This window comes from Pseudomonas sp. OA65, from assembly GCF_017498305.1.
In the GTDB taxonomy this organism is placed as follows: Bacteria; Pseudomonadota; Gammaproteobacteria; order Pseudomonadales; family Pseudomonadaceae; genus Aquipseudomonas; species Aquipseudomonas zanjanensis.
In genome coordinates this window covers 26,147-53,029 of record NZ_JAGDEZ010000012.1, presented here as the reverse complement: position 1 = coordinate 53,029, position 26,883 = coordinate 26,147, and the positions used below count along the sequence as shown (strand labels likewise).

General features: G+C 60.5%; 27 protein-coding genes. 13 read left to right on the top strand and 14 right to left on the bottom strand.

Annotated elements, in window-relative coordinates; genetic code table 11:
• Positions 1–51: 51 nt before the first annotated feature.
• Positions 52–729 (bottom strand): ribonuclease T, encoded by a 678-nt coding sequence (gene rnt / locus J3361_RS12835; RefSeq protein ID WP_003204947.1) that lies wholly within the window; start codon positions 727–729, stop codon positions 52–54.
• On the bottom strand, positions 726–1,772 hold the full coding sequence (gene pyrC / locus J3361_RS12830) for a dihydroorotase (RefSeq protein ID WP_207964906.1): 1,047 nt from the start codon (positions 1,770–1,772) through the stop codon (positions 726–728). The genes rnt and pyrC overlap by 4 nt, the downstream gene beginning before the upstream one ends.
• A gap of 192 nt (positions 1,773–1,964) precedes the next feature.
• Here pyrC and J3361_RS12825 point away from each other — a divergent pair, with 192 nt between their 5' ends.
• A complete protein-coding gene (locus tag J3361_RS12825; protein ID WP_207964905.1) occupies positions 1,965–2,966 on the top strand; it encodes an OmpA family protein in 1,002 nt (333 codons plus the stop codon).
• Positions 2,967–3,094: 128 nt separating this feature from the next.
• Complete coding sequence (locus J3361_RS12820) at positions 3,095–4,312, top strand: argininosuccinate synthase (RefSeq protein ID WP_053124536.1); 1,218 nt, start codon at positions 3,095–3,097, stop codon at positions 4,310–4,312.
• Between the two features lie 89 nt (positions 4,313–4,401).
• On the opposite strand, the gene J3361_RS29800 is transcribed toward J3361_RS12820, so the two are convergent.
• Positions 4,402–4,881, bottom strand: a complete 480-nt coding sequence (locus J3361_RS29800) for a hypothetical protein (protein WP_347709628.1) — start codon at positions 4,879–4,881, stop codon at positions 4,402–4,404.
• A 464-nt stretch (positions 4,882–5,345) separates the two neighbouring features.
• Between J3361_RS29800 and J3361_RS12810 the strand changes: the two genes are divergently transcribed.
• A complete protein-coding gene (locus J3361_RS12810; protein ID WP_109753848.1) occupies positions 5,346–5,972 on the top strand; it encodes a response regulator transcription factor in 627 nt (208 codons plus the stop codon).
• Positions 5,973–6,027: 55 nt separating this feature from the next.
• On the opposite strand, the gene J3361_RS12805 is transcribed toward J3361_RS12810, so the two are convergent.
• The 8 genes from J3361_RS12805 to metG all read right to left on the bottom strand — a co-directional run bounded on the left by J3361_RS12805 (position 6,028) and on the right by metG (position 12,820).
• Positions 6,028–6,213 carry a hypothetical protein gene (locus tag J3361_RS12805; protein WP_207964904.1) on the bottom strand — a complete coding sequence of 62 codons (186 nt, stop codon included), beginning with the start codon at positions 6,211–6,213 and terminating at the stop codon, positions 6,028–6,030.
• 107 nt (positions 6,214–6,320) lie between these two features.
• The gene (gene nth, locus J3361_RS12800) at positions 6,321–6,959 is read right to left on the bottom strand and encodes an endonuclease III (RefSeq protein WP_186706318.1); all 639 of its coding nucleotides are present in this window, start codon (positions 6,957–6,959) and stop codon (positions 6,321–6,323) included.
• Positions 6,956–7,489 carry an Rnf-Nqr domain containing protein gene (locus J3361_RS12795; protein WP_207964903.1) on the bottom strand — a complete coding sequence of 178 codons (534 nt, stop codon included), beginning with the start codon at positions 7,487–7,489 and terminating at the stop codon, positions 6,956–6,958. Before J3361_RS12795 ends, nth begins: the two co-directional genes overlap by 4 nt.
• The gene (locus J3361_RS12790; protein ID WP_207964902.1) at positions 7,482–8,093 is read right to left on the bottom strand and encodes an RnfABCDGE type electron transport complex subunit G; all 612 of its coding nucleotides are present in this window, start codon (positions 8,091–8,093) and stop codon (positions 7,482–7,484) included. The genes J3361_RS12795 and J3361_RS12790 overlap by 8 nt, the downstream gene beginning before the upstream one ends.
• On the bottom strand, positions 8,090–9,076 hold the full coding sequence (locus J3361_RS12785; RefSeq protein WP_207964901.1) for an RnfABCDGE type electron transport complex subunit D: 987 nt from the start codon (positions 9,074–9,076) through the stop codon (positions 8,090–8,092). Before J3361_RS12785 ends, J3361_RS12790 begins: the two co-directional genes overlap by 4 nt.
• Complete coding sequence (rsxB, locus tag J3361_RS12780; protein WP_207964900.1) at positions 9,063–10,076, bottom strand: electron transport complex subunit RsxB; 1,014 nt, start codon at positions 10,074–10,076, stop codon at positions 9,063–9,065. The genes J3361_RS12785 and rsxB overlap by 14 nt, the downstream gene beginning before the upstream one ends.
• The gene (locus J3361_RS12775) at positions 10,073–10,645 is read right to left on the bottom strand and encodes an Rnf-Nqr domain containing protein (RefSeq protein WP_207964899.1); all 573 of its coding nucleotides are present in this window, start codon (positions 10,643–10,645) and stop codon (positions 10,073–10,075) included. The genes rsxB and J3361_RS12775 overlap by 4 nt, the downstream gene beginning before the upstream one ends.
• Positions 10,646–10,774: 129 nt before the next feature.
• A complete protein-coding gene (gene metG, locus J3361_RS12770; RefSeq protein ID WP_207964898.1) occupies positions 10,775–12,820 on the bottom strand; it encodes a methionine--tRNA ligase in 2,046 nt (681 codons plus the stop codon).
• A gap of 333 nt (positions 12,821–13,153) precedes the next feature.
• Here metG and apbC point away from each other — a divergent pair, with 333 nt between their 5' ends.
• Complete coding sequence (gene apbC / locus J3361_RS12765) at positions 13,154–14,248, top strand: iron-sulfur cluster carrier protein ApbC (protein WP_207964897.1); 1,095 nt, start codon at positions 13,154–13,156, stop codon at positions 14,246–14,248.
• A 143-nt stretch (positions 14,249–14,391) separates the two neighbouring features.
• On the opposite strand, the gene J3361_RS12760 is transcribed toward apbC, so the two are convergent.
• Complete coding sequence (locus J3361_RS12760) at positions 14,392–15,150, bottom strand: SDR family oxidoreductase (RefSeq protein WP_092201573.1); 759 nt, start codon at positions 15,148–15,150, stop codon at positions 14,392–14,394.
• Positions 15,151–15,314: 164 nt separating this feature from the next.
• Between J3361_RS12760 and J3361_RS12755 the strand changes: the two genes are divergently transcribed.
• From J3361_RS12755 to groL, 4 genes are all read left to right on the top strand, one after another.
• Positions 15,315–16,046 carry a HugZ family protein gene (locus J3361_RS12755; RefSeq protein ID WP_207964896.1) on the top strand — a complete coding sequence of 244 codons (732 nt, stop codon included), beginning with the start codon at positions 15,315–15,317 and terminating at the stop codon, positions 16,044–16,046.
• 66 nt (positions 16,047–16,112) lie between these two features.
• Complete coding sequence (locus J3361_RS12750) at positions 16,113–16,589, top strand: FxsA family protein (RefSeq protein ID WP_014339863.1); 477 nt, start codon at positions 16,113–16,115, stop codon at positions 16,587–16,589.
• A 245-nt stretch (positions 16,590–16,834) separates the two neighbouring features.
• Positions 16,835–17,128: a co-chaperone GroES gene (locus tag J3361_RS12745; RefSeq protein ID WP_003204913.1), complete on the top strand. Its 294-nt coding sequence runs from the start codon at positions 16,835–16,837 to the stop codon at positions 17,126–17,128.
• 50 nt (positions 17,129–17,178) lie between these two features.
• Entirely contained in the window at positions 17,179–18,822 is a 1,644-nt protein-coding gene (groL, locus tag J3361_RS12740) for a chaperonin GroEL (protein WP_053124505.1), read from the top strand.
• A 213-nt stretch (positions 18,823–19,035) separates the two neighbouring features.
• On the opposite strand, the gene J3361_RS12735 is transcribed toward groL, so the two are convergent.
• Positions 19,036–19,779, bottom strand: a complete 744-nt coding sequence (locus tag J3361_RS12735; RefSeq protein WP_207964895.1) for a phosphatase PAP2 family protein — start codon at positions 19,777–19,779, stop codon at positions 19,036–19,038.
• A 312-nt stretch (positions 19,780–20,091) separates the two neighbouring features.
• On the opposite strand from J3361_RS12735, the gene colR reads away from it, so the two are divergent.
• The 5 genes from colR to J3361_RS12710 all read left to right on the top strand — a co-directional run bounded on the left by colR (position 20,092) and on the right by J3361_RS12710 (position 23,770).
• On the top strand, positions 20,092–20,775 hold the full coding sequence (gene colR / locus J3361_RS12730) for a two-component system response regulator ColR (protein ID WP_024779529.1): 684 nt from the start codon (positions 20,092–20,094) through the stop codon (positions 20,773–20,775).
• On the top strand, positions 20,765–22,042 hold the full coding sequence (locus J3361_RS12725) for a HAMP domain-containing sensor histidine kinase (protein ID WP_207964894.1): 1,278 nt from the start codon (positions 20,765–20,767) through the stop codon (positions 22,040–22,042). The genes colR and J3361_RS12725 overlap by 11 nt, the downstream gene beginning before the upstream one ends.
• A 114-nt stretch (positions 22,043–22,156) precedes the next feature.
• The gene (locus J3361_RS12720) at positions 22,157–22,825 is read left to right on the top strand and encodes a class I SAM-dependent methyltransferase (protein WP_207964893.1); all 669 of its coding nucleotides are present in this window, start codon (positions 22,157–22,159) and stop codon (positions 22,823–22,825) included.
• Between the two features lie 4 nt (positions 22,826–22,829).
• Positions 22,830–23,540 (top strand): lipopolysaccharide kinase InaA family protein, encoded by a 711-nt coding sequence (locus J3361_RS12715; protein WP_207964892.1) that lies wholly within the window; start codon positions 22,830–22,832, stop codon positions 23,538–23,540.
• Positions 23,541–23,542: 2 nt separating this feature from the next.
• Positions 23,543–23,770 carry a hypothetical protein gene (locus J3361_RS12710; RefSeq protein ID WP_207964891.1) on the top strand — a complete coding sequence of 76 codons (228 nt, stop codon included), beginning with the start codon at positions 23,543–23,545 and terminating at the stop codon, positions 23,768–23,770.
• 86 nt (positions 23,771–23,856) lie between these two features.
• Here J3361_RS12710 and J3361_RS12705 read toward each other — a convergent pair whose 3' ends face one another.
• The gene (locus J3361_RS12705; RefSeq protein WP_207964890.1) at positions 23,857–26,883 is read right to left on the bottom strand and encodes a multidrug efflux RND transporter permease subunit; all 3,027 of its coding nucleotides are present in this window, start codon (positions 26,881–26,883) and stop codon (positions 23,857–23,859) included.

The window sequence follows — 26,883 nt, the reverse complement described above, 5'->3', positions numbered from 1 at the left end:
CAAGAGCCACAAGAGCCACAAGAGCCACAACAGTCGGATCTGGCGCCGATGTCAGTCGTCGAAATCCTGCCAGCCACCCATCTCTTTCCAGCGGTTGACGATGCCGCAGAACAGCTCGGCGGTCTTCTCGGTGTCGTAGCGGGCCGAGTGGGCCTCGCGGCCATCGAAGTCGATGTCGGCTGCCTGGCAGGCCTTGGCCAAGACAGTCTGGCCATACGCCAGCCCCGCCAAGGTCGCGGTGTCGAAGCTGGAGAACGGGTGGAACGGGTTGCGCTTCATGTCCAGGCGCGCGACGGCGGCGTTGAGGAAGCCCAGGTCGAAGCTGCTGTTGTGGCCGACCAGGATCGCTCGCTTGCAACCGTTGGCTTTCAGCGCCTTGCGCACGCCACGGAAAATGTCGGTCAGGGCCGTTTCTTCGCTGACCGCCATGCGCAACGGGTGATCGAGCTTGATCCCGGTGAATTCCAGGGCCGCCGCTTCGACGTTGGCGCCTTCGAACGGTTCGACACGGAAGAAGTAGGTGTGATCAGGGAACACAAAGCCTTTTTCGTCCATGCCGATGGTGGTCGCGGCGATTTCCAGCAGGGCGTCGGTGGCGGAATTGAAACCACCGGTTTCGACATCGACGACGACCGGCAGATAACCACGGAACCGCGCGGCCATGGGGTGACGGGCGCCGCCCGAACCACCGTTGCCGTCCAGTTCGTCGTCGAAATGATCTTCACTCACGCGTTTTCCTCCAGCAGGCGCCAGCGCAGTTTTTCACCGGCGCGCAGCGGGATGACGGTCTGCTCGCCGAAGGGCAGGCTGACAGGGGCGGTCCACTCGTCACGGACCAGGGTAATACGATCGGTGTTCACCGGCAGGCCATAGAAACGTGGGCCATGCAGGCTGGCGAAGCCTTCGAGCTTGTCCAGCGCGTTGCGCTGTTCGAACGCCTCGGCGTACATCTCGATGGCGGCATAGGCGGTGTAGCAGCCGGCGCAACCGCAGGCCGCTTCCTTGGCGTGCAGGGCGTGGGGGGCCGAGTCGGTGCCGAGGAAAAACTTGGCGCTGCCGCTGGTGGCGGCGTCCAGCAAGGCTTCCTGATGGGTATTGCGCTTGAGGATCGGCAGGCAATAGAAGTGCGGCCGGATCCCGCCCACCAGCATGTGGTTGCGGTTGTACAGCAGGTGATGGGCGGTAATGGTCGCGCCGACGTTGGCCGGGGCCTCGTTGACGAACTGCACGGCATCGCCGGTGGTGATGTGTTCGAACACCACCTTGAGGGTCGGGAAGCGCTCCACGACGCGGCGCATGTGCTCGTCGATGAAGATCTTCTCGCGGTCGAACACGTCGACGTCGCCCCGGGTGACTTCACCATGGATCAACAACGGCATGCCGACTTCGGCCATGGCCTCCAGCGCGGGGAAGATCTTGTCGATGCTGGTGACGCCGGAATCGGAGTTGGTGGTCGCGCCGGCGGGGTACAGCTTGGCGGCGTGGACAAAACCGCAGGCCTTGGCGTCGCGAATCTCTTCGGGCTGGGTGCGGTCGGTGAGGTAAAGCACCATCAGCGGTTCGAAGCGGCTGCCAGCCGGGCGCGCGGCGAGGATACGCTGGCGATAGCCATCGGCCTCGGCAGCGTTGCGCACGGGCGGAACCAGGTTAGGCATGATGATTGCGCGCCCGAAGGTGCGCGCGACATCGGCGACGGTATGGGTCAACACAGCACCATCGCGAAGATGAATATGCCAGTCGTCGGGACGCAGCAGGGTCAGGCGGTCGGACATTGGGGGGCTTCCAGGCGGGTCAAACTCTGGGGAATGCTACCGGAAAAGACCGATTCAGGCACCCGCTATCAAGTTCTGCCACAACTTACCGATAGCTCCTACAGGTGTGCCACGAATCCGTGCAGTGCCCCGGACAGGCGTCATGCCCTCAAGCGTGCGTCGATCTTTGTATAAAAGTCAGTGGAGCCTCCCGTGCGCCAGCGTTATCTAGCCTTGCTCAGTGTGTTTGCCAGCCTTCCCGCCATGGCGCTCACTTTCCAGACCCGTCTGGAGAGCATCGAGTGGACGGTCGAAGGCGACAAGTTCGAGTGTCGGCTGAGCCAGCCGATCACCGATTTCGGCAGTGGCGAATTCGTGCGCAAGGCGGGCGAGCAGGCCACGTTCCGCCTCAAGGCTTATAACCCGATGCTCGGTGGCGGCTCCGCAACCTTGCTCGCGGCCGCGGCGCCCTGGCAGCCAGGACGGGGCGATATCAACCTGGGCTCGGTCAGGATCGGCAGCGGCGATGTGCTGTTCGACAGTTCCCAGGTCCAGGCAGGCCGACTGATCAGCGGATTGATGGAAGGCCGCAGCCCCGTGGTTCGACGCAACACCGAGGATGGGCGTGTTTCTGAAGTTCGGCTGCTGCCCGTGCGCTTCAACAAGGCGTTCAACGATTACCAGGGCTGCGTGGCGAAACTGTTGCCGAAAAACTTCGAACAGATCAAGCAAACCCAGATCGGCTTCCCCGGCGAGGGGATTGAGCTGGATGCTCGGGCCAAGGCTCAGTTGCAGGTCATGCTCGACTTCATCAAGGCAGACCCGAGCGTCAATCATGTGCAACTTGATGGTCATTCCGACAACAGTGGCAACCGCCTGACCAACCGTGAGCTTTCGCGTCGCCGGGCCCTGGCGGTTCAGGACTTCTTCAAGGCCAACGGCTTCCAGGAGTCCCAGTTCACCGTGCGCTTCCACGGCGAGCGTTATCCGCTGGTCGCCAATACCAACGCCGCCAATCGGGCCAAGAATCGTCGTGTCGTGGTAAAACTGGAGCGGGTGGCGGCTGCCCAGGCCCCGGCGCCACAGCCGCCAACACCAGCGGCAACGCCTGCACCGCCGGCCGTGGCGCCTGCGGCTGCGCCGGGCAAGACAACGGCGCCAGTTGCTCCGGCCAAGACGGCTGCGCCTGCTGCTACGGCTGCGCGCACTTCCTGACCCCCTGCGGATCGTCGCGCAATCGACATAATCTGTCGCTTCGTCGTCATAAGCTGTCGCGCCTCTGTAAATTATCCGCGCTGGACGTTAGACTTCCCGGCTTTCCGTACAACCCGTGGAGTGATGGCATGGCGGACGTAAACAAGGTCGTTCTGGCGTATTCCGGCGGCCTGGACACTTCGGTGATCCTCAAGTGGCTGCAGGACACTTATAACTGCGAAGTGGTGACCTTCACCGCTGACCTGGGGCAGGGCGAAGAAGTCGAGCCTGCACGCGCCAAGGCCCAGGCCATGGGCGTCAAAGAGATCTACATCGATGACCTGCGCGAAGAGTTCGTCCGCGACTTCGTGTTCCCGATGTTCCGCGCCAACACCGTTTACGAAGGCGAGTACCTGCTGGGTACGTCCATCGCCCGTCCGTTGATCGCCAAGCGTCTGATCGAAATCGCCAACGAAACCGGCGCCGACGCCATTTCCCATGGCGCCACCGGCAAAGGCAACGACCAGGTGCGTTTCGAGCTGGGCGCCTATGCTCTCAAACCGGGTGTGAAGGTCATTGCCCCGTGGCGTGAATGGGACCTGCTGTCCCGCGAAAAACTGATGGACTACGCCGAGAAGCACGCGATCCCGATCGAGCGCCACGGTAAGAAGAAATCGCCGTACTCGATGGATGCCAACCTGCTGCACATCTCCTATGAAGGCGGCGTGCTGGAAGACACCTGGACCGAGCACGAAGAAGACATGTGGCGTTGGACCGTCTCCCCGGAGAAGGCCCCAGATACCCCGCAGTACCTGGAACTGACCTATCGCAACGGCGATATCGTCGCGCTGGACGGCGTGGAAATGAGCCCGGCCACCGTGCTGGCGACCCTGAACCGCATCGGCGGCGAACACGGCATCGGTCGCCTGGACATCGTCGAGAACCGTTATGTCGGCATGAAGTCCCGCGGCTGCTACGAAACCCCGGGCGGTACCATCATGCTGCGCGCCCACCGGGCGATCGAATCGATCACCCTGGACCGCGAAGTGGCTCACCTCAAGGACGAGTTGATGCCCAAGTACGCCAGCCTGATCTACACCGGCTACTGGTGGAGCCCTGAGCGTCTGATGCTGCAACAGATGATCGACGCTTCCCAGACCAACGTGAACGGCGTGGTACGCCTGAAGCTGTACAAGGGCAACGTGATCGTGACCGGGCGCAAGTCCGACGACTCGCTGTTCGATGCCAACATCGCAACCTTCGAAGAAGACGGCGGTGCCTACAACCAGGCCGACGCAGCCGGCTTCATCAAGCTCAACGCCTTGCGCATGCGTATCGCGGCGAACAAGGGTCGCAAGCTGTTCTGACCTTGGTTATCCAAAAAAACGGCCTGCCTTGAGCAGGCCGTTTTTTTTGTCCTCTTTTTGGCGCGTGCCGCAGGCTCGTACCTGATGGCTCATTTATCCTGCCCGTGGGCAGCAGTCTCGTTGTAGATGACGTACACGACGATGCCGGCGTGCTTTAAATGCTTCGATCGACAGGTCTCGATCAAGCGATGGGATTGGCCGCATAAGATACACAGGGTGTCCGGCGATTCATGGCTGTGTCGATGCAGGCCTATCAGCAGCAGTCGTTGCTCCTTGCCTGTCTGGCGCAGCATTCGTTTACGCCGACCGGTTGCGTCATCCATGGTCTTTATAAAATGTTTGCTCTTGCGGAAATCTGAAGGTGAATACAAGGAACGATAATTGAAGTTGAGCGTGATGAAAAAAAGCAGCAATAGATAAAACGGAAAACTGATCAGGAACCAGAGGTAATATTCACGATCCTGGTCATCCAGGAAAGGCAGCGAAATCGCCGCGGAAGTTTCGGATAAAGTTGCGAATATGGCGATAAGGGTCATGGGGTTGGTAATGGTTTTCAAAGGTTTGTTCATGGTTAATGCTCATGGAATATTCGTGCTCGGTGAGTAAAGTGAAAATAGTCTTTGTGGTAATTAAGTGTCGCGATAACGGTCAGGGTTGCCGGCACTTAATGTCAGGCGCCTGAGCATCTTTTATATATGAATTCCTATTGCTGAAGTGAGGCGTGGCAGTTTTAACAGCAAACAATTCAGTTACTCTTTATGAGTAAAAAGCTCTCCGACTGTCGGTTCGCGGCAGGCATGGCGGTGAAAGAACGCATTATTCATGGGGATACCGGGGTGTTGGTGAGGTCGATCTTTCTCTGAAAAAAAATTCAGGACACATTTTTCCCAGCGGAATTTGTAGGATTTTTCTGTATAGCTTGTAGGTTCTGTCTCTCGGTGCGAGCGGTCAGGGGGGGGCAGCATGCCAAGGTAGAAATGACTAGGCTATTGTGCGTGCTCTAAAAATTCGAACAGCGAAGTTGGATTTGCCCATGAATAAAGTGCTGATCGTGGATGATCATCCCGTCATTCGTCTTGCTGTACGTTTGCTGATGGAGCGTCATGGATATGAGGTCGTTGCCGAAACCGACAACGGCGTCGATGCGCTACAACTTGCTCGTGAACTTATGCCCGACATCGTCATTCTCGATATCGGCATTCCGAAACTGGACGGGCTGGAGGTGATTGCCCGTTTGGCGGCCATTCCTTCATCAATGAAAGTGCTGGTGCTGACGTCCCAGGCGCCTGGACATTTTTCGATGCGCTGCATGCAAACGGGTGCGGCCGGCTATGTCTGCAAGCAACAGGATCTTACTGAGTTATTAAGTGCAATAAAGGCAGTGCTGTCCGGTTACAGTTACTTTCCCAACCAGGCACTGCACACGGTGCGATCGAGCCTGGGTAATGCCAGTGAGTCCGATATGGTTGATCGGTTATCGGGGCGGGAAATGATGGTCTTGCAGCAACTGGCGCGCGGCAAGACCAACAAGGAAATCGCCGATGGCATGTTCTTGAGCAACAAGACCGTCAGTACTTACAAGACTCGCCTGTTATTGAAACTCAATGCCCGTTCGCTGGTCGACCTGATCGAACTGGCGCAGCGCAATGGGTTGGTGTGAGGCTTCAGGTCACGCGTACTCAGTAAAAAGCCTCCATCAGGGAGGCTTTTACGTGTCAGAGATCAAAGTCGTATTCGGCCAATTGCTTCTGTAAACGGCGCTCTTCCAACAGGTTATCGATGGTGCGACGCTTGCTCAGGTTGGTTTTCGCCACTTCCGGCACGGCCACAGGCTCGACGTCGTCGGCTTCAACGGCGGTGAATTCGTCTTCTACATCCAGTTGTTCTTTGCCAGCACTCATGGGTTCGACTCCAGGCTAAGACTGCCATTGGCGCTCCTTATATCGATAAACCACGAGCGGGTAAAAAAGATTTTTTCAATCGATGGATCGAGAAAAGCAATAGCGCCTCAATCGTCTGAAGTCTTGTGCTTGTATTCACATAGATCTTCGATCCGGCAGCTGCCGCAGCGGGGCTTGCGCGCCAGGCAGACGTAGCGACCGTGGAGGATGAGCCAGTGATGGGAGTCCAGCAGGTATTCCTTGGGAACAAACTTCATCAGCTTCTTCTCCACTTCCACCACGTTTTTGCCGGGGGCCAGCCCGGTACGGTTGCTGACGCGGAAAATGTGGGTGTCGACGGCCATGGTCAACTGCCGAAACGCGGTGTTGAGCACGACGTTGGCGGTTTTGCGGCCGACGCCTGGAAGGGCCTCCAGCGCTTCACGAGTCTGGGGGATTTCACTGCCGTGGCGCTCGATCAGCAGGCGGCAGGTTTCGATCACGTTTTTAGCCTTGCTGTTGAACAGGCCGATGGTCTTGATGTACTCGGACAACCCTTCGACGCCCAGGGCATGGATCGCCTCTGGGGTATTGGCGACCGGGAACAGTTTGGCCGTGGCCTTGTTGACGCCGACGTCGGTGGACTGCGCCGACAGGATGACTGCGATCAGCAACTCGAACGGAGAGGAATAGGCCAGTTCGGTTTTCGGCTCCGGGTTGTCTTCGTGAAAGCGACGGAATATTTCCAGGCGTTTTGCGGCGTTCATGGGCGCGGCGTTTCCTCGAGGATTGAAGGGGATTTGGCAGCCGTCCAGGCCCGTCGGGCCGCCAGCAGCAGCCCGAGCAGAATGAACCCGCCAGGAGCGAGCAAGGCCAGGGGCAGGCCGCTGCCGATCAGTTCACGGATGGCGCCCAGGCTGATCATCAAGAGACCGAACACCCCAACCAGCCGCAGGCGCACACGCAGGCGAGACTCAACGAAGAACCCCCCATGCTCCAGCGCCACGCAGCTCAGGGCGATCCAGCCCATGTACAGGCTCAGCGGTTGATACAGTTCCAGTGCCCAGGCCTGAATGACCAAACCTGTACAGGTGGTCAGGGTGGTGGCCAGCACAATCGCTGCGAGCAGCCTTTGCCCGGACGTCAGGCGCTGCCGGACAAGTCCCATTGCCAGGCCCAGGCAGGAGAGAATCAGCGCCCAGGCCAGCCATAGTGCCAGTGCGCCGACCAATGAATGGCTAGCGCCAACCAACGGGACGAGCAGCAGGCCCCGTGTCAGGCCCCATGGCTTATTCATCCGCAGACACTCCCGTTAACCGGGCCTTATGCTCGTCGAAGTAACGCAACGCGTCATGAACCGCCCGGAGCACCGCCCGGGACGTCACCGTTGCGCCGGCCAATTGATCGAACTGACCCTGGTCCTTTTTCAAGGCCCACCCGCTGTCATCAGGCGCCTGGCGGGATTTGCCGGTGAAGGTCTGCAACCAGGCGTTCGGCCAGCCGGCAATCGCCGCGCCCAACCCGGGCGTCTCGGCTTGGCGCAGGGTCTTGACACCCAGCAACCGGCCTTGTGGATCGATGGCGACCAGCAATTCGATACCGCCCTCATAGCCCAACGCCTGGCTACGCAACAGCACGGCGCTGGGTTGGCCATTGCGGGTCGCCAGGTAACCGCCCAACAGCGTGCTATGGGCCAAGGTGACCGAGGTTGTGAAAACGGGGTGTGCCAACGGCTGGTTGTCATAGCGGGCAGTGGGCAGTACGTCGAGCAAGGTCTTGTTCGCCAGCATCTGTCGCTGGGCCTCGATGCGCCCGGTCGTGCTGAGGTGCGTGAGGTAAGTGGCACCGCTACCGAGGCCAATCAACAGGATCAGGATTGCCATGCCGCCGGGATTCTTCATGTCAGCGGTCGCCGTTGTCGCGCCTCGGCGAATCGGTCCAGTGCCGGCACGCCGAGGTTCATCAGCAACACGGCGAACGCCACGCCATCCGGATAGCCGCCCCAGGTGCGGATCAGGTAGATCAGCAGTCCCATGCCCGCGCCAAACAGCAGGCGGGCAAGCGGGGTCTTGGCCCCCGAGACCGGTTCGGTCGCGATAAAAAAGGCGCCGAGCATGGTCGCGCCGCTGAACAGATGAAACAGCGGTGAACCATGGGAGTCGGAACCCGACCCGTTCCAACACAACAGGCTGATGATGAACAGGCTCGCCAGCAGGCCCACCGGTGCATGCCAACTGAACACCCGTTTCTGCAACAGGAACAGGCCGCCTGCCAGGAAGGCCAGATTGACCCATTCGGCACCTCGACCACCGAAACGCCCGAACGCCGGATCGTGGCCGAACAGCTCATCGATGGTCAGGCTCGTGTTGGTCCGCAGACTGTCCAGGGCGGTCGCGCCGGCCCAGGCATCGCTTGCCGGATGAGTGCCGAACACCTGCTGCAGACCTTCAAGTAGGCCCATGCCGTGGGGCTCTGGCCATTGACTCATCTGGGCGGGAAACGCCACCAGCACCAAGGCGTATCCGAGCATCGCCGGGTTGAACGGGTTGCTGCCGACGCCGCCCCACAGGTGCTTGCCGAACAGCAAGGCGCAGGCGGCCGCCGTGACGGTCAGCCACCAGGGGCAATACGCCGGCAAGGCCAGGGCCAGCAGCGTGGCACTGACCAGCGCGCTGCCATCGTTCAGTTCGGGTTTGAGCGGTCGCTGCCGCACACGCAACACGAACGCTTCGACCGCCAGCGCGGTGAGGCCGGACAACAGCAGGTTGAGCGCCACGCCCCAGCCTTGGAACCACAGCAGCGCCAGCACGCCGGGCAGCGTCGCCAGCAACACTTGCATCATCGCTGGTCGCAGCCGTTCGTCCACCGGCTCAGGAAGCGGCATGGGCGTCCACCTGGCGTTCGGCATCCTTCACCGCTTGCTCCAGCGCCTGCAACTGTTCATCCGACACCGCGGCCGTCCGGGCTTTGCTGAGTTCGGCGCGGCGCATCGCCAGTTGTATCTTGGCCCGCTTCAGCTCGGCGTTTTGCACCTGCGCCGGGGCTGGAGTGACCGCAGGTGCGGTGTTCTCCAGTTGACTCAGGGCCCGCTCGGCGGCCTCGAACTGGCGTTGCAGCACGATCAGTTGCGACTGCTGCTCGAAAGTCGGCGGATGGCCGAACGCTTTCAAGGATTTGTTCAATTGCGCCCGGCTCATGGCCAGGTCGATCTTGGCTTTTTTCAAGGCAGCATCGGCGCTGGCGGCTTTTTGTGCGCGTACGCGTTCCAATGCGGCTTGTACCGGGTCGAGCGGCTGCTCCTGTTCCTTGGCCTGCGCCGCCCTTTGAGTACGGGCCAAGCGCTCCGCCTGGCGCTGTTCTTCTTCGCGGCGCAGGCGCGCATTGCGTTGTTCGAAACGGCGCCGGGCGTGATTGCGCTTGGCGGTTCGTGCCTGCTGCTCTTCGGTGCTGAAGGCCAGGCCGCCGACAATCGGTAGCACAGTCGCCATTGGCAGGGGGCGCATCTCGATGCAATCGACCGGGCAGGGCGCCACGCAAAGGTCGCAGCCTGTGCATTCATCAATGAGGACGGTGTGCATCAGCTTGGCCGCGCCAACAATCGCGTCCACCGGACAGGCCTGGATGCACTTGGTACAGCCGATGCATTCGGCTTCGCGGATAAAGGCGATTTGCGCCGGGGCCGCGCCGCGGCTGGTGTCCAGTTCCAGCACCGGTATTTTCATCAGCTCGGCCAGGGCCGCGATGGTTTCGCGCCCACCGGGCGGGCATTTGTTGATCGGCTCGCCTTGGGCGATGCCTTCGGCGTAGGGCTTGCACCCGGGATGGCCGCACTTGCCGCATTGGGTCTGCGGCAGCAGGGCGTCGATACGTTGAATCAGGCTCATGTTTTGACCAGCCCGCGCAATCCGAGAAAGGCCACCGCCATCAGTCCGGCGCTGATCAACTGAATCGGCAGGCCCCGAAAGGGCAGGGCAATAGCGTTATTGGAGGTGCGCTGGCGCAGATCGTCGAACAGGCTCAGCACCAGCCAGAAACCCAGCCCGGCGCCCAGGCTCAATGCCATGGCGTGGCTCAGGCCTCGGTCATCCTGGCTGTTAAGCAGCGTCACGCCTAATACGCCGGCGTTGCCGAGCAACAGCGGCCACAGCCCATCGAATGGCAGGGTCGGCAGCCAGCGCGCCAGCAGGCGCAGCAAGGGGGCGATCAGCAAGATGCTCAAGGACAGCCAGACCAGCAGGCGCAGGGATGTCAGGTTTGTCGGTACGAGCAGCCCATGATCGATCAGGTAGCCCAGTGTGCCGACGATCAGCATCAGGCACGCTGTCGCGAGGCCCAAGGCGTGCACCTGTTTTCTACCGCTGGCCGCCAGCAGTGGATCGACGCCCAGCGGCCAGTGCAACACCAGGTTGTTGATCAGGACAGCGCTAAGCAGCGTGAGGAGAATTTCGGTCATGGGTGTGTTGGCGACGAGGGGCCTGTTACAAGATTAGGCATTATCCGGCACGCCGGGCGCGTGAGCCAGATATGAAAATCCCACAGCCACCTGCGAGGCGACTGTGGGATCGGTGCAGCGGGAATCGTATTACTTGATCCGCTGGCCCGGCTTGGCGCCGCTGTCAGGGCTCAGCAGGTAGATTTCCTCGCCGCCGGGGCCCGCCGCCATCACCATGCCTTCGGAGATACCGAAGCGCATTTTGCGCGGCTTGAGGTTGGCGATCATCATCGTCAACCGACCTTCAAGCTTGGCCGGGTCCGGGTAGGCGCTCTTGATGCCGGAGAACACGTTGCGTTGCTCGTCGCCGATGTCCAGGGTCAGGCGCAACAGCTTGTCGGCCCCTTCGACGGCTTCGGCCTTGACGATCAGTGCTACGCGCAGGTCAACGGCGGCGAAGGCATCGAAATCGATTTCCGGCGACAGCGGGTCCTTGGCCAGCTCGCCGTTGCCGGCAGGGGCGCCGGTGTCGGTCTGGCTGGCGGCCAGGTCTTCCTTGGAGGCGTCGATCATGGCTTGGACCTTGACGGAATCGATGCGGGTCATCAACGGCTTGAACTCGTTCAACTGGTGGTTGCTCAGCAGCGTCTGGTGGTCGTTCCAGGTCAGCGGCGCAACGTTCAGGAACGCTTCGGCATCGGCGGCCAGCAACGGCAGCACCGGCTTGAGGAAGATCACCAACTGGCGGAACAGGTTGATGCCCAGGGCGCAGATGGCCTGGACTTCGTCCTGCTTGCCTTCCTGCTTGGCCAGCGACCACGGGGCCTTGTCGGCGATCCAGGCGTTGGCGCGGTCGGCCAGGGCCATGATTTCGCGCATGGCGCGGGCAAAATCGCGGCTCTCGTAGGCTTCGGCGATGCTCGGCGCGGCCGCCAGGAAGGCGTCGGTCAGTTCCGGCGCGGCGTTACCGGCGACCAGGACGCCGGCGTTGCCCTTGTGAATGAAGCCGGCGCAACGGCTGGCAATGTTGACGACCTTGCCCACCAGGTCGGAGTTGACCTTCTGCACGAAGTCTTCGAGGTTCAAGTCCAGGTCATCGACACCACGGCCGAGCTTGGCGGCGTAGTAGTAGCGCAGGTATTCCGGCGACAGGTGGTCCAGGTAGGTCCGGGCCTTGATGAAGGTGCCGCGGGACTTGGACATTTTCTGGCCATTGACGGTCAGGTAGCCGTGGACGTTGATGGCGGTCGGCTTGCGGAAACCGGCACCTTCGAGCATCGCTGGCCAGAACAGCGCATGGAAATTGACGATGTCCTTGCCGATGAAGTGATACACCTCGGCAGTGGAGTCCTTGCCCCAGAACGCGTCGAAGTCCAGCTCCGGCGTACGGTCGCACAGGTTCTTGAAACTCGCCATGTAGCCGATGGGCGCGTCCAGCCACACGTAGAAATATTTGCCAGGCTCGCCGGGGATTTCAAAGCCGAAGTACGGCGCATCGCGGGAAATGTCCCACTCTTGCAGGCCGGAGTCGAGCCATTCGGCAAGCTTGTTGGCCACCGCGTCGTGCAACGTGCCACTGCGGGTCCAGGTTTGCAGCATCGCCTGGAAATCCGGCAGCTTGAAGAAGAAGTGCTGGGAGTCCCTGAGCACCGGGGTGGCACCGGAAATCGCCGATTTCGGGTCTTTCAGGTCCGTCGGTGCGTAGGTCGCGCCGCATTTCTCGCAGTTGTCGCCGTACTGGTCTTCGGTGCCGCATTTCGGGCAGGTGCCCTTGATGAAGCGGTCGGCCAGGAACATGTTCTTTTCCGGGTCGAAATATTGGGTGACAGAACGGGTGGCGATGTGCCCGGCGTCCCGCAGTTTCAGGTAGATCTGGCTCGACAGCTCACGGTTTTCTTCGGAGTGAGTGGAGTGGAAATTATCGAAGTCCACCAGGAACTCGGCAAAGTCGGCGCTGTGTTCAGCCTGGACGTTGGCGATCAGTTGTTCCGGGGTGATGCCTTCCTTTTCCGCACGCAGCATGATGGCCGAACCGTGGGCGTCGTCGGCGCAGACATAGATGCACTGGTTGCCGCGATGTTTCTGGAAGCGCGTCCACATATCGGTCTGGATGTATTCCAGCATATGGCCGAGGTGAATCGAACCATTGGCATAGGGCAGGGCGCTGGTGACGAGGATCTTGCGTGGCTCGGACATGGGGCTCGGCTACTTGATGAAACGGAGGTCGGCCACTATAAAGCGCCGGGAAATATATTTCACCCCACTGGCCTGTTTCTGGATGCATTGCTGAGGCCCCACAGGCACAACCTGTGGCAAGTGGATTGTGGGAGCAAAGCTTGCTCGCGAAACAGGCACCTCGATTTCTGAAAAATCCCATCGCCTGCATCGCGGGCAAGCCTTGCTCCCACACAGCGGGAGCAAGCTCCCTCGCCACAATAGGTGTTCGCCTTGCTGTAATCGGGTCGCCACAAAAGCACGCGCGGCGTAGGATAGCGGCCTGTTTTTCAAGTCTTGCTATCGGAGTTGCCCATGAGCGCCGTCAACCGTGCAGCGGTGGAAACCGTCCTTCGCCAGTACACCGACCCCTACCTGAACCAGGACCCGGTCAGCGCCGGATGCGTGCGCGCCATCGACATCCAGGGCGATCGCGTCAGCGTCCAGCTGGAAATCGGCTACGCCGCCGACCTGTTCAAGAGCGGCTGGGCGCAGATGCTGCAAATGGCGATCGAAGGCCTGGACGGTGTGATGGCCGCAACCGTCCAGGTCACCAGCGTGATCGCCGCCCACAAGGCCCAGGCCCAGGTGCCGGGGTTGGCGAACGTCAAGAACGTGATCGCCGTGGCCTCGGGCAAGGGCGGCGTGGGCAAATCCACCACCGCCGCCAACCTGGCCCTGGCTTTGGCCCGCGAGGGGGCGAAGGTCGGCATTCTCGACGCGGACATCTACGGTCCGAGCCAGGGCATCATGTTCGGGATCGCCGAGGGCACCCGGCCCCAGGTCAAGGACCAGAAGTGGTTCGTGCCGCTGCAATCCCACGGCGTGGAAGTCATGTCCATGGCCTTCCTCACCGACGACAACACGCCGATGGTCTGGCGCGGGCCGATGGTGTCCGGTGCCTTGCTGCAACTGGTCACGCAAACCGCGTGGGGCGACCTGGATTACCTGGTAATCGACATGCCGCCGGGCACGGGGGATATCCAACTGACCCTGGCGCAGAAAGTCCCGGTGGCCGGTGCCGTGATCGTCACCACCCCCCAGGACCTGGCCCTGCTGGACGCGCGCAAGGGCGTGGAGATGTTCCGCAAGGTGAACATCCCGGTGCTGGGCGTGGTGGAAAACATGGCCGTGCACATCTGCTCCAATTGCGGCCATGCCGAGCACCTGTTCGGCGAAGGTGGCGGGGAAAAGCTGGCGACCCAGTACGGCGTCGAATTGCTGGCTTCGCTGCCACTGTCGATGGTGATCCGCGAACAGGCCGACGGCGGCAAGCCAACCGTCATCGCCGAGCCGGACAGCCAGATCGCCATGGTCTATCAGGAACTGGCCCGCCACGTGGGCGCGCGGATCGTGTTGCAGGAAGCGGCCATGCCGGCGATGCCGAACATCACTGTCAGCGACGATTGATAGATTGATAGATTGATAGATTGAAACCCTATCCACTGTGGGAGCGAGCCTGCTCGCGATGGCGGAGTATCAGTCACATCCAGGCTGACTGACCCGACGCCATCGCGAGCAGGCTCGCTCCCACATTGACTATGTGCAGGGCATTAAATCCGCAACCCACCATCCATCTCCAGGATCCGGCCGGTGTAGTAGTCGTTCTCGAAGATATACGCCGCCGAATGGGCGATCTCCTCGGGCTTGCCCATGCGCTTGAGCGGAATCCCCGAAGTCATTTTTTCCAGGGCTTCGGGCTTCATGCCCAAGGTCATCTCGGTTTCGATGAAACCCGGTGCAATGCCCGCCACACGGATGCCATAGCGCGCCAGCTCTTTAGCCCAGGTCACGGTGGCAGCCGCTACACCGGCCTTGGCGGCCGAGTAGTTGGTCTGGCCGACATTGCCGGCACGGGAAATCGAGGAGATATTGATGATGGCGCCGCTGTTCTTCAGCTCGACCATTTTCGCCGCCACTTCACGGGTGCACAGGAACACACCGGTGAGGTTGACGTCGATCACGGCCTGCCACTGGGCCAGGCTCATCTTGGTCATTTCGCCGTCCTTGACCTTGAGCAGCAGGCCGTCGCGCAGGATCCCGGCGTTGTTGATCAAGCCGTGGATCGCGCCGAAGTCCTCGGCCACCCGGGCGACCATGTCGATCACCTGATCTTCATTGGCGACGTTGCACAGGTAGGCACGGGCCTCGACGCCCTTGGCTGCGCAGGCGGCTACCGCCTGGTCGAGTTTTTCTTGGTTGAGGTCCACCAGCGCCAGCTTTGCGCCTTTGCCGGCGAAATACTCGGCCATGGAACGGCCCAGGCCCTGGCAACCGCCGGTGATAATGATTACTTTGTCAGTGAGTTGCATTCTCATGTCCAGATGGCACAGCGGTGGAGGAGGACCCTTTGGGCGGACTCTCGATTTGCGGCGGTGTAGCCGGCTGCACACGAGCATTGTCCCCTAGGTGTATCGGAACATTACTCCAGTCGCCTGACCGCTTTCTAGACGGATTTAATAAAAGGAGTCATAAATTGAGCGTTGAAGCTGCCAAGCATGCCCGGGAACTGCTGCTCAAGGAGTACCGCGGAATGCTTTCCACGCATTCCAAATCCATGTCCGGTTTTCCGTTCGGCTCCGTCGTGCCGTATTGCCTGGACGCAGAAGGCCGGCCGCTGATCTTGATCAGTCGCATCGCCCAGCACACGCATAATCTGCAAAAAGACCCCAAGTGTTCGATGCTGGTGGGTGAGCGGGGCGCCGAAGATGTGCAGGCCGTCGGGCGCCTGACTTACCTGGCCGAGGCCCGGAAGCTCGAAGACAGCGCCGCCATCGAGGCTGCCGCCGAGCGTTATTACCGCTATTTCCCTGACTCGCAGAACTACCACAAGGCGCATGATTTCGATTTCTGGGTACTCGACCCGGTGCGCCATCGCTACATCGGCGGCTTCGGCGCCATTCACTGGATCGACCAACTCACCCTGGGCAACCCCTTCGCCGGCAAGGCCGAAGCCAGCATGATCGAGCACATGAACGCCGATCACGCCAAGGCCATCGCTCATTACGTTGAGCTGGCCGGCCTGCCGAAAAGCGAACCGGCACAACTGGTGGGCATCGACAGCGAAGGCATGCACCTGCGTATCGGGCAGGGCTTGCACTGGCTGGCGTTTCCAACGCCTTGCAACACGCCGACACAAGTGCGCGAAGCCTTGGTTTATCTGGCTCACGCCGAGCAATGGCCAAAAAATGCCGAGGTCGACGCTTGAATTCACGAAAGGTCGACGTCATTTAGGTTTTCATAGCAAGGCATTCTTGCGTAGAGGAACCCTTTGATGCGCCCTTTTTTGTTGCTCTTTCTGCTGTTCCCGGTGTTGGAGCTGTTCGTATTCGTCAAGGTCAGCGGTGCGATCGGGTTTTTCCCGGCGCTGCTGCTGGTCATTCTCGGCTCGATGCTCGGCGTGTTCGTGCTGCGCATCGCTGGCCTGGCCACAGCGTTGCGGGCCCGTGAAAGCCTGAACCGTGGCGAGCTGCCCGCCCAGACCATGCTCGAAGGCCTGATGCTGGCCCTGGGTGGCGGCCTGTTGATCCTGCCAGGCTTTATCAGCGACGTGCTGGGCCTGGTCATGCTGTTGCCGTTCACCCGTCGGTTGCTGGCCAATAAAATGCGCCAGCGTGCCGAGGAGCAGGCGATGCGCCAACGGGCTTTCGCCGATGACCTCCAGCCCCGCGGCGGGCCGGCTCCGCGCGAGCCCGTGGGGCGCGAGCCCAACGTGATCGAAGGCGAGTTCGAACACCGGGATTCCAAGTAAAGCTTTCTTCACGGCGCCTTCGGGCGCCGTGTTCGTTTTGGGCGGCGTGAAGTAAAAAATTTTCTGCTTGCGCCCTTGTAATCCACTTGTACGCCCTTATGTAACGGTCACCGCAAGGTTTCCGGTGGCGACACCGGACAGACTTCCGCGGTTCGACTGACGAACCGCACCCGGCTCTGCCGGCTTTGTTAAACCCGCCGGGACTACACCGGCCGATGAAAACCAAAAATTAGGAGAGATCGACAATGAAGCTTCGTCCTCTGCATGACCGCGTCGTCATCCGTCGCAGCGAAGAAGAGAAGAAAACCGCTGGCGGTATCGTCCTGCCAGGTTCGGCTGCTGAAAAAGCCAACCACGGTGAAGTTCTCGCTGTAGGCCCAGGCAAGGCACTGGAAAACGGTGAAGTACGTGCGCTGGCCGTGAAAGTGGGTGACAAGGTTGTGTTCGGCCCTTACTCCGGCAGCAACACAGTGAAAGTCGACGGCGAAGACCTGCTGGTAATGAGCGAGAACGAAATCCTCGCTGTTCTCGAAGGCTGATTCCCCCGCCCATTTTCCCGTTACTACAAAGTATTTAAGGAATATCGATCATGGCTGCTAAAGAAGTTAAATTCGGCGATTCCGCCCGCAAGAAAATGCTCGCCGGTGTCAACGTCCTGGCTGATGCAGTAAAAGCGACCCTGGGCCCGAAAGGCCGTAACGTGATCATCGAGAAGAGCTTCGGCGCTCCGACCATCACCAAGGACGGCGTTTCCGTAGCCAAAGAAATCGAACTGAAAGACCGTTTCGAAAACATGGGCGCGCAACTGGTCAAAGACGTTGCCTCCCGTGCCAACGACGACGCCGGTGACGGCACCACAACCGCGACCGTACTGGCTCAGTCGATCGTCAACGAAGGCCTGAAAGCCGTCGCTGCCGGCATGAACCCGATGGACCTCAAGCGCGGCATCGACAAGGCGACCATCGCCATTGTCAAAGAGCTCAAAGCCCTGTCCAAGCCATGCGCTGACACCAAGGCGATCGCTCAGGTCGGCACCATCTCCGCCAACTCCGACAACTCCATCGGCGACATCATTGCCGAAGCCATGGAAAAAGTCGGCAAGGAAGGCGTGATCACCGTTGAAGAAGGCTCGGGCCTGGAAAACGAACTGTCGGTCGTAGAAGGCATGCAGTTCGACCGTGGCTACCTGTCCCCGTACTTCGTCAACAAGCCGGACACCATGACCGCCGAGCTCGACGGCCCGCTGATCCTGCTGGTGGACAAGAAGATCTCCAACATCCGCGAAATGCTGCCTGTGCTGGAAGCCGTTGCCAAAGCCGGCCGCCCACTGCTGATCGTGGCTGAAGACGTTGAAGGCGAAGCCCTGGCGACCCTGGTCGTGAACAACATGCGCGGTATCGTCAAGGTCGCTGCCGTCAAGGCACCAGGCTTCGGCGATCGTCGCAAGGCCATGCTGCAGGACATCGCCGTACTGACCGGCGGTACCGTTATCTCCGAAGAGATCGGCCTGAGCCTGGAAAGCACCACCCTGGAGCACCTGGGTAACGCCAAGCGCGTGATCCTGTCCAAGGAAAACACCACCGTGATCGACGGTGCCGGCGTCGAGGCTGACATCCAGGCTCGCGTGACCCAGATCCGCGCACAAGTGGCCGAGACTTCGTCCGACTACGACCGTGAAAAACTGCAAGAGCGTCTGGCCAAGCTGTCCGGCGGCGTTGCGGTGATCAAGGTTGGCGCTGGTTCCGAAGTTGAAATGAAAGAGAAGAAAGCCCGCGTTGAAGACGCCCTGCACGCTACCCGCGCAGCCGTCGAAGAAGGCGTGGTACCTGGCGGTGGCGTGGCACTGGTTCGCGCTCTGCAGGCTATCTCCGAGCTCAAAGGCGACAACGATGACCAGAACGTGGGCATCCAGTTGCTGCGTCGTGCTGTAGAAGCACCGCTGCGCCAGATCGTTGCCAACTCCGGCGACGAGCCAAGCGTTGTGGTCGACAAGGTCAAGCAGGGTTCGGGTAACTACGGTTACAACGCTGCTACCGGCGAATACGGCGACATGATCGAAATGGGTATCCTGGACCCGGCCAAAGTGACTCGTTCGGCTCTGCAAGCGGCTTCGTCGATTGCCAGCCTGATGATCACCACCGAGGCGATGATCGCTGAAATCAAGGAAGACGCTCCAGCTGGCGGCGGTATGCCAGACATGGGCGGCATGGGTGGCATGGGCGGCATGATGTAAGCCAGCCTTACCCCTGTAGCGAAAAACCCCGCCTGCGAAAGCAGGCGGGGTTTTTTATTGGCTTGGATTTGTCTCAGGCTTGAAGTTGTACCCATCTGTCTCTGTGGGAGCAAAGCTTGCTCGCGATTGCGGTGGGTCAGCTTGCCAGGATGCTGAAGCTGCCATTGCAATCGCGAGCAAGCTTTGCTCCCACAGGGTTTGTCCGGGACGTTTTCAGGCGTTGGCAGGTTGGTTCAGCGCTACGCGATCAGCCACGGCCGCCGGTCGGTACAGGATGTAGTAGTAACACCCCAGGCAAATCAACCAACAGAACACTGCTGTCCACACATTGTGGGAAAAGAAATGCGCCCCTTGCATCATCCGCCCCAAGGAGAACACTGTCCCCAACGTGAAGGCGAAAATCAGGGCCTGGCGGGCCAGGCGCGGGCGGCGGTCGCGCAGGACGAAGAACAGTGCAAACAAGGTAAAGCCGGTGGCTGCGTGACCGCCGGGCCAGCATCGACCGGGTTTGTCCGTGGCCGGGCGGGGGCTGAGCAGCTCACTGTAGGTTTCCTTGCCACCGAACGCCTTCAGGCTCCAGGGGCATTGCACCGCCGTCACCGCTTTCATCGGCGTGACGAAGGACGTCGCCAGGGCCAGGGACAGCACCAGGCAGCCCAGTTCCCGCTTGAACGGCTTGAGCCGGGTGATGAAGAACGTACCGACGAATCCCAGGACCGCCAGCAAGGAGAACGCGATCACTGCCTCCTTGGCTCGATCGTGCAGGATGTCCTCCAGGAAAAAACTGTGTCGACCGATAAACCCACCCGCCATTGGGTCGTAAAACAGCTTGGCCAGGTCCATGTCCAGGGTGGTCAGTTCCAGCAATACCAGGATGGCTGCGACGACGGCAGGCAGGCCCAGGGCGACCCATAAATTCAGCGGCCTGGAAGCGGGGCGGATGGCGGTGGAGACCATTGGCGATACCTTTGGTGGGTGTTTTCGTAAGACGGTGTCGCGCAGTCTGGTCTGTGCTGCGTTGGGGCGGCGTGAATGCAGGGTGAAAAACTCGTCAATGACTGTCGGCGCAGCCCCTGTGGGAGCGGGCTTGCTCGCGAATGCGGTGGGTCAGCCTCCTTCAATGTTGGATGTGCCTACGCATTCGCGAGCAAGCCCGCTCCCACAGGGGGGCATGCGCTGCTATGGCGGACACAACCCTAGCCGTAACCCAAACTTGGCCGTAAGCTGCGCGGGCCAAGCCAGCCGTTAACCGTGCACGCAGAGGTGCCCATGCGAATTCTATTGGTTGAAGACAACCGCGACATCCTGGCCAACCTGGCCGATTACCTGGGGCTCAAGGGCTACACCGTCGATTGTGCCCAGGACGGTTTGTCGGGCTTGCATTTGGCGGCGACCGAACATTACGACCTGATCGTGCTCGACATCATGCTGCCGGGCATCGACGGCTACACCTTGTGCAAGCGCCTGCGCGAAGACGCCCGGCGCGATACGCCGGTGATCATGCTCACCGCCCGGGATCAGTTGGACGATCGCCTGCAGGGCTTCAAGTCCGGGGCCGATGACTATCTGATCAAACCGTTTGCCTTGTCGGAATTGGCGGCACGGATCGAAGCCGTCATGCGTCGAGCCCAGGGCGGTGGTCGGCGGGCCTTGCAAGTCGGCGACCTGAGCTACGACCTCGATACCCTGGAAGTGACCCGTGAAGGCAAGCTGCTCAAGCTCAACCCCGTGGGCCTGAAGTTGCTGGCGGTACTGATGCAGAAAAGTCCTCACGTGTTGCGCCGCGAGATCCTCGAAGAAGCGTTGTGGGGCGACGATTGCCCGGACAGCGACAGCTTGCGCAGCCACGTTCATCAACTGCGCCAGGTGATCGACAAGCCGTTCGAAAAACCGCTGTTGCACACCGTGCATGGCGTCGGCTATCGCCTGGCCGAGGGCCGCGATGGAGTTTAAGCAGAGCCTTGCCCAACGGATCATCATCGCGTTTGCGCTGATGAGCGCATTGGTGGCCGGCGCGTTCGCCATGGGCATCGTGGCGACGGTTCATTTGGTTGAAGAAAAACTGATCTCGGCCGGGCTTGGCGGTGATTTGCAACGCCTGCTGCTGATGGACAGCGTCTCGGACTGGAACCATCGGCCGGAACCCGACCAGTTGTTTTATTTCAGCGGCGGCCCGGGGGACTTCGAGTTGCCCAAGGATTTGCGTCATCTGGAGCGCGGTTTCCACGAGGTGTTTCGCGAGCAATTGTCGTATCACGCCATGGTCGAGATCGTTGACGGTCGGCACTACGTGTTGCTGCAAGACCAGAGCGACTTCGAAGAGCGCGAACGGGTGCTGTTCGCTGTGGTGCTGGTGGGGTTCGTGCTCAGTCTGGCGCTGGCGGTATTCTTGGGCTGGGTCCTGGCACGCCGGGTGATGGCGCCGGTGGTCCGACTGGCCCGGCAAGTGCGCCATCGCGACCAGTTGCTCGGCCTTGCGCCGCCGCTGGCCCCCGACTATGCCGCCGATGAAGTGGGTGAACTGGCCGTGGCGTTCGACGCCACACTGGGACGCTTGCGCCAGGCCCTGACCCGCGAGCGCTTGTTTACCAGTGACGTGAGCCACGAATTGCGTACGCCGCTGATGGTTTTGGCGACTTCCTGTGAACTGCTGCTGGAAAACCCGGCGCTGGACCCGCGCGGTCGTAACCAGGTCGAGCGCATCAGTCGGGCCAGCGAAGAGATGCGCGAACTGGTGCAAACCTTCCTGATGCTCGCCAGGTCCGAACACGCTGACAACGGCATGTCGCCTCGTCTGCCCCTGGGGCAAGTGGCGGAGAACCTCCTCGGCGTATGGCGCGCGCCCATCGAATCCAAGGGCCTGACGCTGATCTTCGAACCCGGGCAAACCGCCGACACCCTGTATAACGCCACGTTCCTGACGGCCGTGATGGGCAATCTGCTGCGTAACGCCCTGCACTATACCGATCAGGGATTCATCCGCCTTTCGCTGACCTCCACCGGATTTGTGGTGGAGGACAGCGGTGTCGGTATTCCCGAGGAGAAGCGCGAGGCGATGTTCGAGCCGTTCGTGCGCGGTAACGAAAAGCGCGGCGAGGGTTTGGGATTGGGGTTATCCCTGGTGCAACGCATTTGCGAGAACCAGGGCTGGACGGTGAGCCTCAGTACGATGGAGCCCAACGGTTGCCATTTCGAAGTGGAATTGAATCCAAAGGGCTGAGCATCTGTGCCGAAAAGTCTTGTAAACATTGGAGCGTTTACCTGACTTTATTTTCACAAAGGCATGACATCCCGATTCATAAGGTGGGGCCGATCAGTCATCGAGGCCCCGCCAATGTCCAAACCCATCAAGCTGGATTTTTCCGAGAAATACAACGAACAGCATGCCAAGGAATATTTTCACAAGCACCGCAGTGGCTTGAGTCGTCGTCTTTCCAACCGACGGGACCAACAACTGGCCCGGCGCGCATTGGCGCTCGTCGGAGACCCCGGCCTGGTCCTGGACTTGCCCTGCGGTGCCGGGCGCTTCTGGCCCTTGTTGGCGGAAAAACCGAACCGGGTCATCGTTGGCGCCGACAACTCCGAGGCGATGCTTAACACCGCGTTGGAGGCTCAGCCGACCGATGTCGTAAAACGGGTACGGCCCTTGCACACTTCTGCGTTCGACATCGCCTTGCCTGATAACGCCGTCGACAGCATTTTTTGCATGCGCTTGTTGCATCACATCGGTGAACCCGCGCATCGACTGGCGATCCTGAAGGAATTCGAGCGTGTCAGCCGCGACAGCGTAATCGTTTCGTTGTGGGTCGATGGCAATTTCAAGGCCTGGAAACGCAAGCGTCTGGAGCGCACTCGTGGGCAGAAGGACTACCAGAATCGATTTGTGTTACCAACGGATACAGTAGAACAGGAGTTTCGACAGGCTGGGTTTCGCATTCAGGAACGGCTGGACTTCCTACCGCTCTATGCCATGTGGCGAGTTTATGTATTACGCAAGAGGTAACAGCATGGTTGTGCAGGCAGTAGAGACTACTGGCATTCCCCGCAACGGCTTTGAACATTTTTGGAACCAGCAAGGTGAGTGGGTGGAAGAGCCCAACGTGCGACGTGGTGGTGAAAGCGGCGTGCAGCGGATCAACAGCAACGACGGCGAGTTGCTGTATGCCAAGCGGCAAACCGGGCATATTTATCGCAGTTGGTTGCATCCACTCGGTCGACCGACCGTGCTGCGTGAGCAAGACGCACTGCTGGCATTGACTCGACTGGATGTCCGTGTGCCTGAGCTGATCTTCTGTGGTGCCCAGCGCGACCCCGTTCACAAGTGGCGTGCGCTGTTGGTGACCCATGCGCTGGAGGGCTTCGAGGAAATCGAGCACTGGTATGCCGCCGGCGGACGTGAGCGCCATGGCGAAGCGGTGCATGATCGAGTTCTCCAGGCATTGGCTGAGAACCTGGCCCGCATGCACAAAGGCCGCTGGCAGCATGGCTGCCTCTACATCAAGCACGTTTTTGTGCGGGTCATAGGCGAGGGCGAAGCGGCCGAGGTCGAGGTGGCCCTGCTGGATCTTGAAAAGTGTCGCCAGCGCCTGACGGCCCGGCGTGCGGCTTCCCATGACCTGAGACAATTGCGGCGCCACTCGTCGTTCAACGATGCTGACTGGAAAAAACTCGTCTACTTTTATGAGGCGGCGTTTGGCAGCGCTATCAAAGGTTTATAGCAATGAAGCTCGAAATTGCTAGAGGTGTGTTTTTAGTCGGAGCCTTGGGAATTGCATCGATGGCGGTGGCGGTATGGGAACAGCCCCGCTCGCAGGTTCTCAGTGCGTCCAATGCGGGCGCATATTGCCCTTTGCCGCGTGTGGCAAAGGCCAGCGAGGCGATCCAACCGGATAATGACCTGCTGCTGTTCATGTTCAGCCTGTCCCAAGGGATGAGGCCGCAGAGTTGAAAGCCCCGGAACCAAGATAAAGGCCTCCCTTGTGTGAGGCCTTTATTTTGGGCTGTCAGATCAACCCCTCGCCACAGATGTCCACTTCAGGCCTTGTCCGGCTTCGCCAGCAGCGTGTAGACGCAAGGCAGCACGAACAGCGTGAACAAGGTTCCAATCGACATGCCCGTGGCGATCACCATGCCGATGTCGAAGCGGCTCACTGCCCCGGCGCCTGTGGCGAAGATCAGCGGTACCATGCCGAACACCATCGCCGCAGTGGTCATCAGCACCGGCCGCAGGCGAATCGACGCGGCTTGTTCTATGGCTTCTCGCGGGCTCAGGTTCTGCTCCCTGCGCAATTGATTGGCGAACTCGACGATCAGGATCCCGTGCTTGCTGATCAGGCCGATCAGCGTCACCAGGCCCACCTGGGTATAGATGTTCATGCTCGACCAGCCGAGGAATAGTGGAATCAGGGCACCGCAAATGGACAACGGCACCGTTACCAGGATCACCAACGGGTCGCGGAAGCTTTCGAATTGCGCGGCCAATACCAGGAAGATAATTGCCAGGGCCAGGGCAAAGGTTACCCACAACGCGCTGCCTTCCTGCACGAATTGGCGCGAAGCCCCGGCGTAATCGAAGGCGAACCCCACCGGCGCTTCCTCACGGGCAATCTGGCGGACGGTCTCGATGGCCTCGCCCATGCTCACGATAGGGAAGCCTGAAATCGTCACCGCATTGAGCTGCTGGAACTGGTTCAGTTGTCGCGGTCGCGCCCGATCGCTGACTTTGATCAGGGTCGACAGCGGTAGCGACTCACCCTTGGCATTTTTCACGTAATAGTTGTTCAACCAGCCCGGGTTGTCCCGGAACGGCCGTTCAACCTGGGCAATGACTTTGTAGCTGCGGCCCTCGAGGGTGAAGCGGTTGATCTCCGATTCGCCCAGCAGTGTGGCCAGGGTGCCGCCCAAGTCCTCCATGGACACGCCCATCTGGGCGGCCTTGGCGCGATCGATATCCACCACGACTTCTGGCTTGTCGAACGCAAGGTCGATGTCCATGAAGGCGAATTTGCCGGATTCCAATGCGCGCTTTTTGACCCGGTCGGCAACCTCCAGCAACGTTGCGTAGTCTTTCGGGGAGTTGATGACGAAGGCGAATGGCAAGCCTTCGCCAGTGCCCGGCAGCGAGGGCAGGTTGAAACCGAAAATCTGTAGGCCAGGCACGCTTTCCAGCTTGGCCTGGACCTCGGGCAGGATCTCCATCTGGGTGCGGCTGCGTTCGTCCCAGGGCTTGAGGAGGAAGCCGCCGATGCCCGATTGCACGCCGTTGTAGCCATTGATCTGGAACGAGGAGTAGTACTCCGGGAATTCCTTGAAGATGGTAATGAAGTGATCGGTATAGGTGTTCAGGTAGTCGAGGTTGGTGGTCTGCGGGGCGTTGGCCATCATGAAGATGATGCCCTGGTCCTCGTCGGGGGCCAGTTCGGACTTGCTGAACATGACCAGCACCGGGATCAGCAGCAGTACGATCACCGCGAACACCAGCACCACCGGCCGGGTGTTGAGCGTGCCATGGAGCATGCGTTGGTAACGGCTCTTCAAGCGTTCGAAAATCATGTCCAGCCGATGAGCCAGCCCGGAGGGGTTCTCATCGTGGCGCAGGAGCAGGGCACACATCATCGGCGACAGGGTCAAGGCGACGATCCCGGAGATCACCACTGCCCCGGCCAAGGTCAAGGCGAACTCCTTGAACAAGGCGCCCGTCAGGCCCTCGAGCAGGCCGATTGGCGCATACACCGCCGCCAGGGTGATGGTCATCGAGACCACCGGCATGGCGATTTCCCGGGCACCTTCTATCGCGGCGTCGAACGGGGTCTTGCCTTCCTCGATGTGCCGGTGGATGTTCTCCACCACCACGATGGCGTCGTCCACCACCAGGCCGATGGCGAGCACCATGGCCAGCAGTGTCAGGAGGTTCATGGAATAACCCATCAACTGCATGAAGAACATCACGCCGATCATCGACAGCGGGATGGTCACCACCGGGATGACCACCGAACGCAGGGCGCCGAGGAACAGGAACACCACGACGATGACGATCAGGACCGCCTCGAACAGGGTTTTCACCACCTCGTCGATGGACGCCTGGATGAACAGGGTGGCGTCGTAGGCGATCTCGGCCTTGAGGTTGGTCGGGAGCTGGGCCTCCATCTCCGGCATGATCTTGCGCACTTCCTTGATCACATCCAGCGGGTTCGCGCCCGGCGTGGCCTTGATACCGATGTACACCGAGGGCGTGCCGCCAAAGGAACTGATGGTGTCGTAGTTCTCGGCGCCCATTTCCACGCGGGCGACGTCCCGCAACAATACGCGGCTGTCGCCCTCGGTCTTGAGCGGGATCGCGGCGAAGGCCTCGGCGGACTTGAGTTCGGTGTTGGCGTTGATGCTGGTGACGACGTATTCGCCTTTCACTTCACCGGCGGCGGAGAGGAAGTTGTTCTGGCGCACCGCATTGGTGACGTCGGCGGCGGTCAGGCCGAAGCCGGCGAGCTTGACCGGGTCCAGCCACAGGCGCATGGCGAAGACCTGGTTGCCGAGGATCTCTGCCTCGGCCATGCCGGGCAGTGTCGCCAGCTTGGGCTGGATTACCCGGGACAGGTAATCGGTGATCTGCGGATTGTTCAGTTCCTTGCTGAAGAAGCTGATGTACATCAGTGCCGAGGCATCGGCGGCCTCACGGCTGAGGACCGGGTCCTCGGCGTCCTGGGGCAGTTGGTTCTTGACCTCGTTGGCCTTGGCCAGCAGTTCGGTAAAGAGCCGGTCGCTGTTGGAACCGATGCGGGCATAGACCGAGATCACCGAGAAGTTCTGGCGACTGACCGAGGTCATGTAGTCGATGCCCTCGGCGCTGGCCAGGCTCTGTTGCATCGGTTGGGTGATGTAGCCCTGGATGGTTTCGGCATTGGCTCCGGGGTAGGCGGTGGTCACCGTGATCAGGGCGTTTTCCATTTGTGGATATTGACGCAGGGGCAGCTTGCTCCAGGCCTGGAAGCCCAGCAGCACGATCAACAGGCTGACCACGGTGGCAAGCACCGGGCGGCGGATGAACGGATCGGTAAAAGCCAT

What these genes read in the sequence shown, in the direction of transcription:
- J3361_RS12710 (WP_207964891.1), top strand. Translation starts at nt 23,543, where the DNA reads ATGAAGCTCGAAATTGCTAGAGGTGTGTTTTTAGTCGGAGCCTTGGGA.
- colR (WP_024779529.1), top strand. Translation starts at nt 20,092, where the DNA reads ATGCGAATTCTATTGGTTGAAGACAACCGCGACATCCTGGCCAACCTG.
- J3361_RS29800 (WP_347709628.1), bottom strand. Translation starts at nt 4,881, where the DNA reads ATGAACAAACCTTTGAAAACCATTACCAACCCCATGACCCTTATCGCC.
- J3361_RS12720 (WP_207964893.1), top strand. Translation starts at nt 22,157, where the DNA reads ATGTCCAAACCCATCAAGCTGGATTTTTCCGAGAAATACAACGAACAG.
- J3361_RS12795 (WP_207964903.1), bottom strand. Translation starts at nt 7,489, where the DNA reads ATGAATAAGCCATGGGGCCTGACACGGGGCCTGCTGCTCGTCCCGTTG.
- groL (WP_053124505.1), top strand. Translation starts at nt 17,179, where the DNA reads ATGGCTGCTAAAGAAGTTAAATTCGGCGATTCCGCCCGCAAGAAAATG.
- J3361_RS12725 (WP_207964894.1), top strand. Translation starts at nt 20,765, where the DNA reads ATGGAGTTTAAGCAGAGCCTTGCCCAACGGATCATCATCGCGTTTGCG.
- J3361_RS12810 (WP_109753848.1), top strand. Translation starts at nt 5,346, where the DNA reads ATGAATAAAGTGCTGATCGTGGATGATCATCCCGTCATTCGTCTTGCT.
- J3361_RS12790 (WP_207964902.1), bottom strand. Translation starts at nt 8,093, where the DNA reads ATGAAGAATCCCGGCGGCATGGCAATCCTGATCCTGTTGATTGGCCTC.
- J3361_RS12785 (WP_207964901.1), bottom strand. Translation starts at nt 9,076, where the DNA reads ATGCCGCTTCCTGAGCCGGTGGACGAACGGCTGCGACCAGCGATGATG.
- J3361_RS12735 (WP_207964895.1), bottom strand. Translation starts at nt 19,779, where the DNA reads ATGGTCTCCACCGCCATCCGCCCCGCTTCCAGGCCGCTGAATTTATGG.
- J3361_RS12820 (WP_053124536.1), top strand. Translation starts at nt 3,095, where the DNA reads ATGGCGGACGTAAACAAGGTCGTTCTGGCGTATTCCGGCGGCCTGGAC.
- nth (WP_186706318.1), bottom strand. Translation starts at nt 6,959, where the DNA reads ATGAACGCCGCAAAACGCCTGGAAATATTCCGTCGCTTTCACGAAGAC.
- J3361_RS12745 (WP_003204913.1), top strand. Translation starts at nt 16,835, where the DNA reads ATGAAGCTTCGTCCTCTGCATGACCGCGTCGTCATCCGTCGCAGCGAA.
- pyrC (WP_207964906.1), bottom strand. Translation starts at nt 1,772, where the DNA reads ATGTCCGACCGCCTGACCCTGCTGCGTCCCGACGACTGGCATATTCAT.
- J3361_RS12805 (WP_207964904.1), bottom strand. Translation starts at nt 6,213, where the DNA reads ATGAGTGCTGGCAAAGAACAACTGGATGTAGAAGACGAATTCACCGCC.
- J3361_RS12750 (WP_014339863.1), top strand. Translation starts at nt 16,113, where the DNA reads ATGCGCCCTTTTTTGTTGCTCTTTCTGCTGTTCCCGGTGTTGGAGCTG.
- metG (WP_207964898.1), bottom strand. Translation starts at nt 12,820, where the DNA reads ATGTCCGAGCCACGCAAGATCCTCGTCACCAGCGCCCTGCCCTATGCC.
- J3361_RS12715 (WP_207964892.1), top strand. Translation starts at nt 22,830, where the DNA reads ATGGTTGTGCAGGCAGTAGAGACTACTGGCATTCCCCGCAACGGCTTT.
- rsxB (WP_207964900.1), bottom strand. Translation starts at nt 10,076, where the DNA reads ATGAGCCTGATTCAACGTATCGACGCCCTGCTGCCGCAGACCCAATGC.
- J3361_RS12705 (WP_207964890.1), bottom strand. Translation starts at nt 26,883, where the DNA reads ATGGCTTTTACCGATCCGTTCATCCGCCGCCCGGTGCTTGCCACCGTG.
- J3361_RS12775 (WP_207964899.1), bottom strand. Translation starts at nt 10,645, where the DNA reads ATGACCGAAATTCTCCTCACGCTGCTTAGCGCTGTCCTGATCAACAAC.
- J3361_RS12760 (WP_092201573.1), bottom strand. Translation starts at nt 15,150, where the DNA reads ATGCAACTCACTGACAAAGTAATCATTATCACCGGCGGTTGCCAGGGC.
- apbC (WP_207964897.1), top strand. Translation starts at nt 13,154, where the DNA reads ATGAGCGCCGTCAACCGTGCAGCGGTGGAAACCGTCCTTCGCCAGTAC.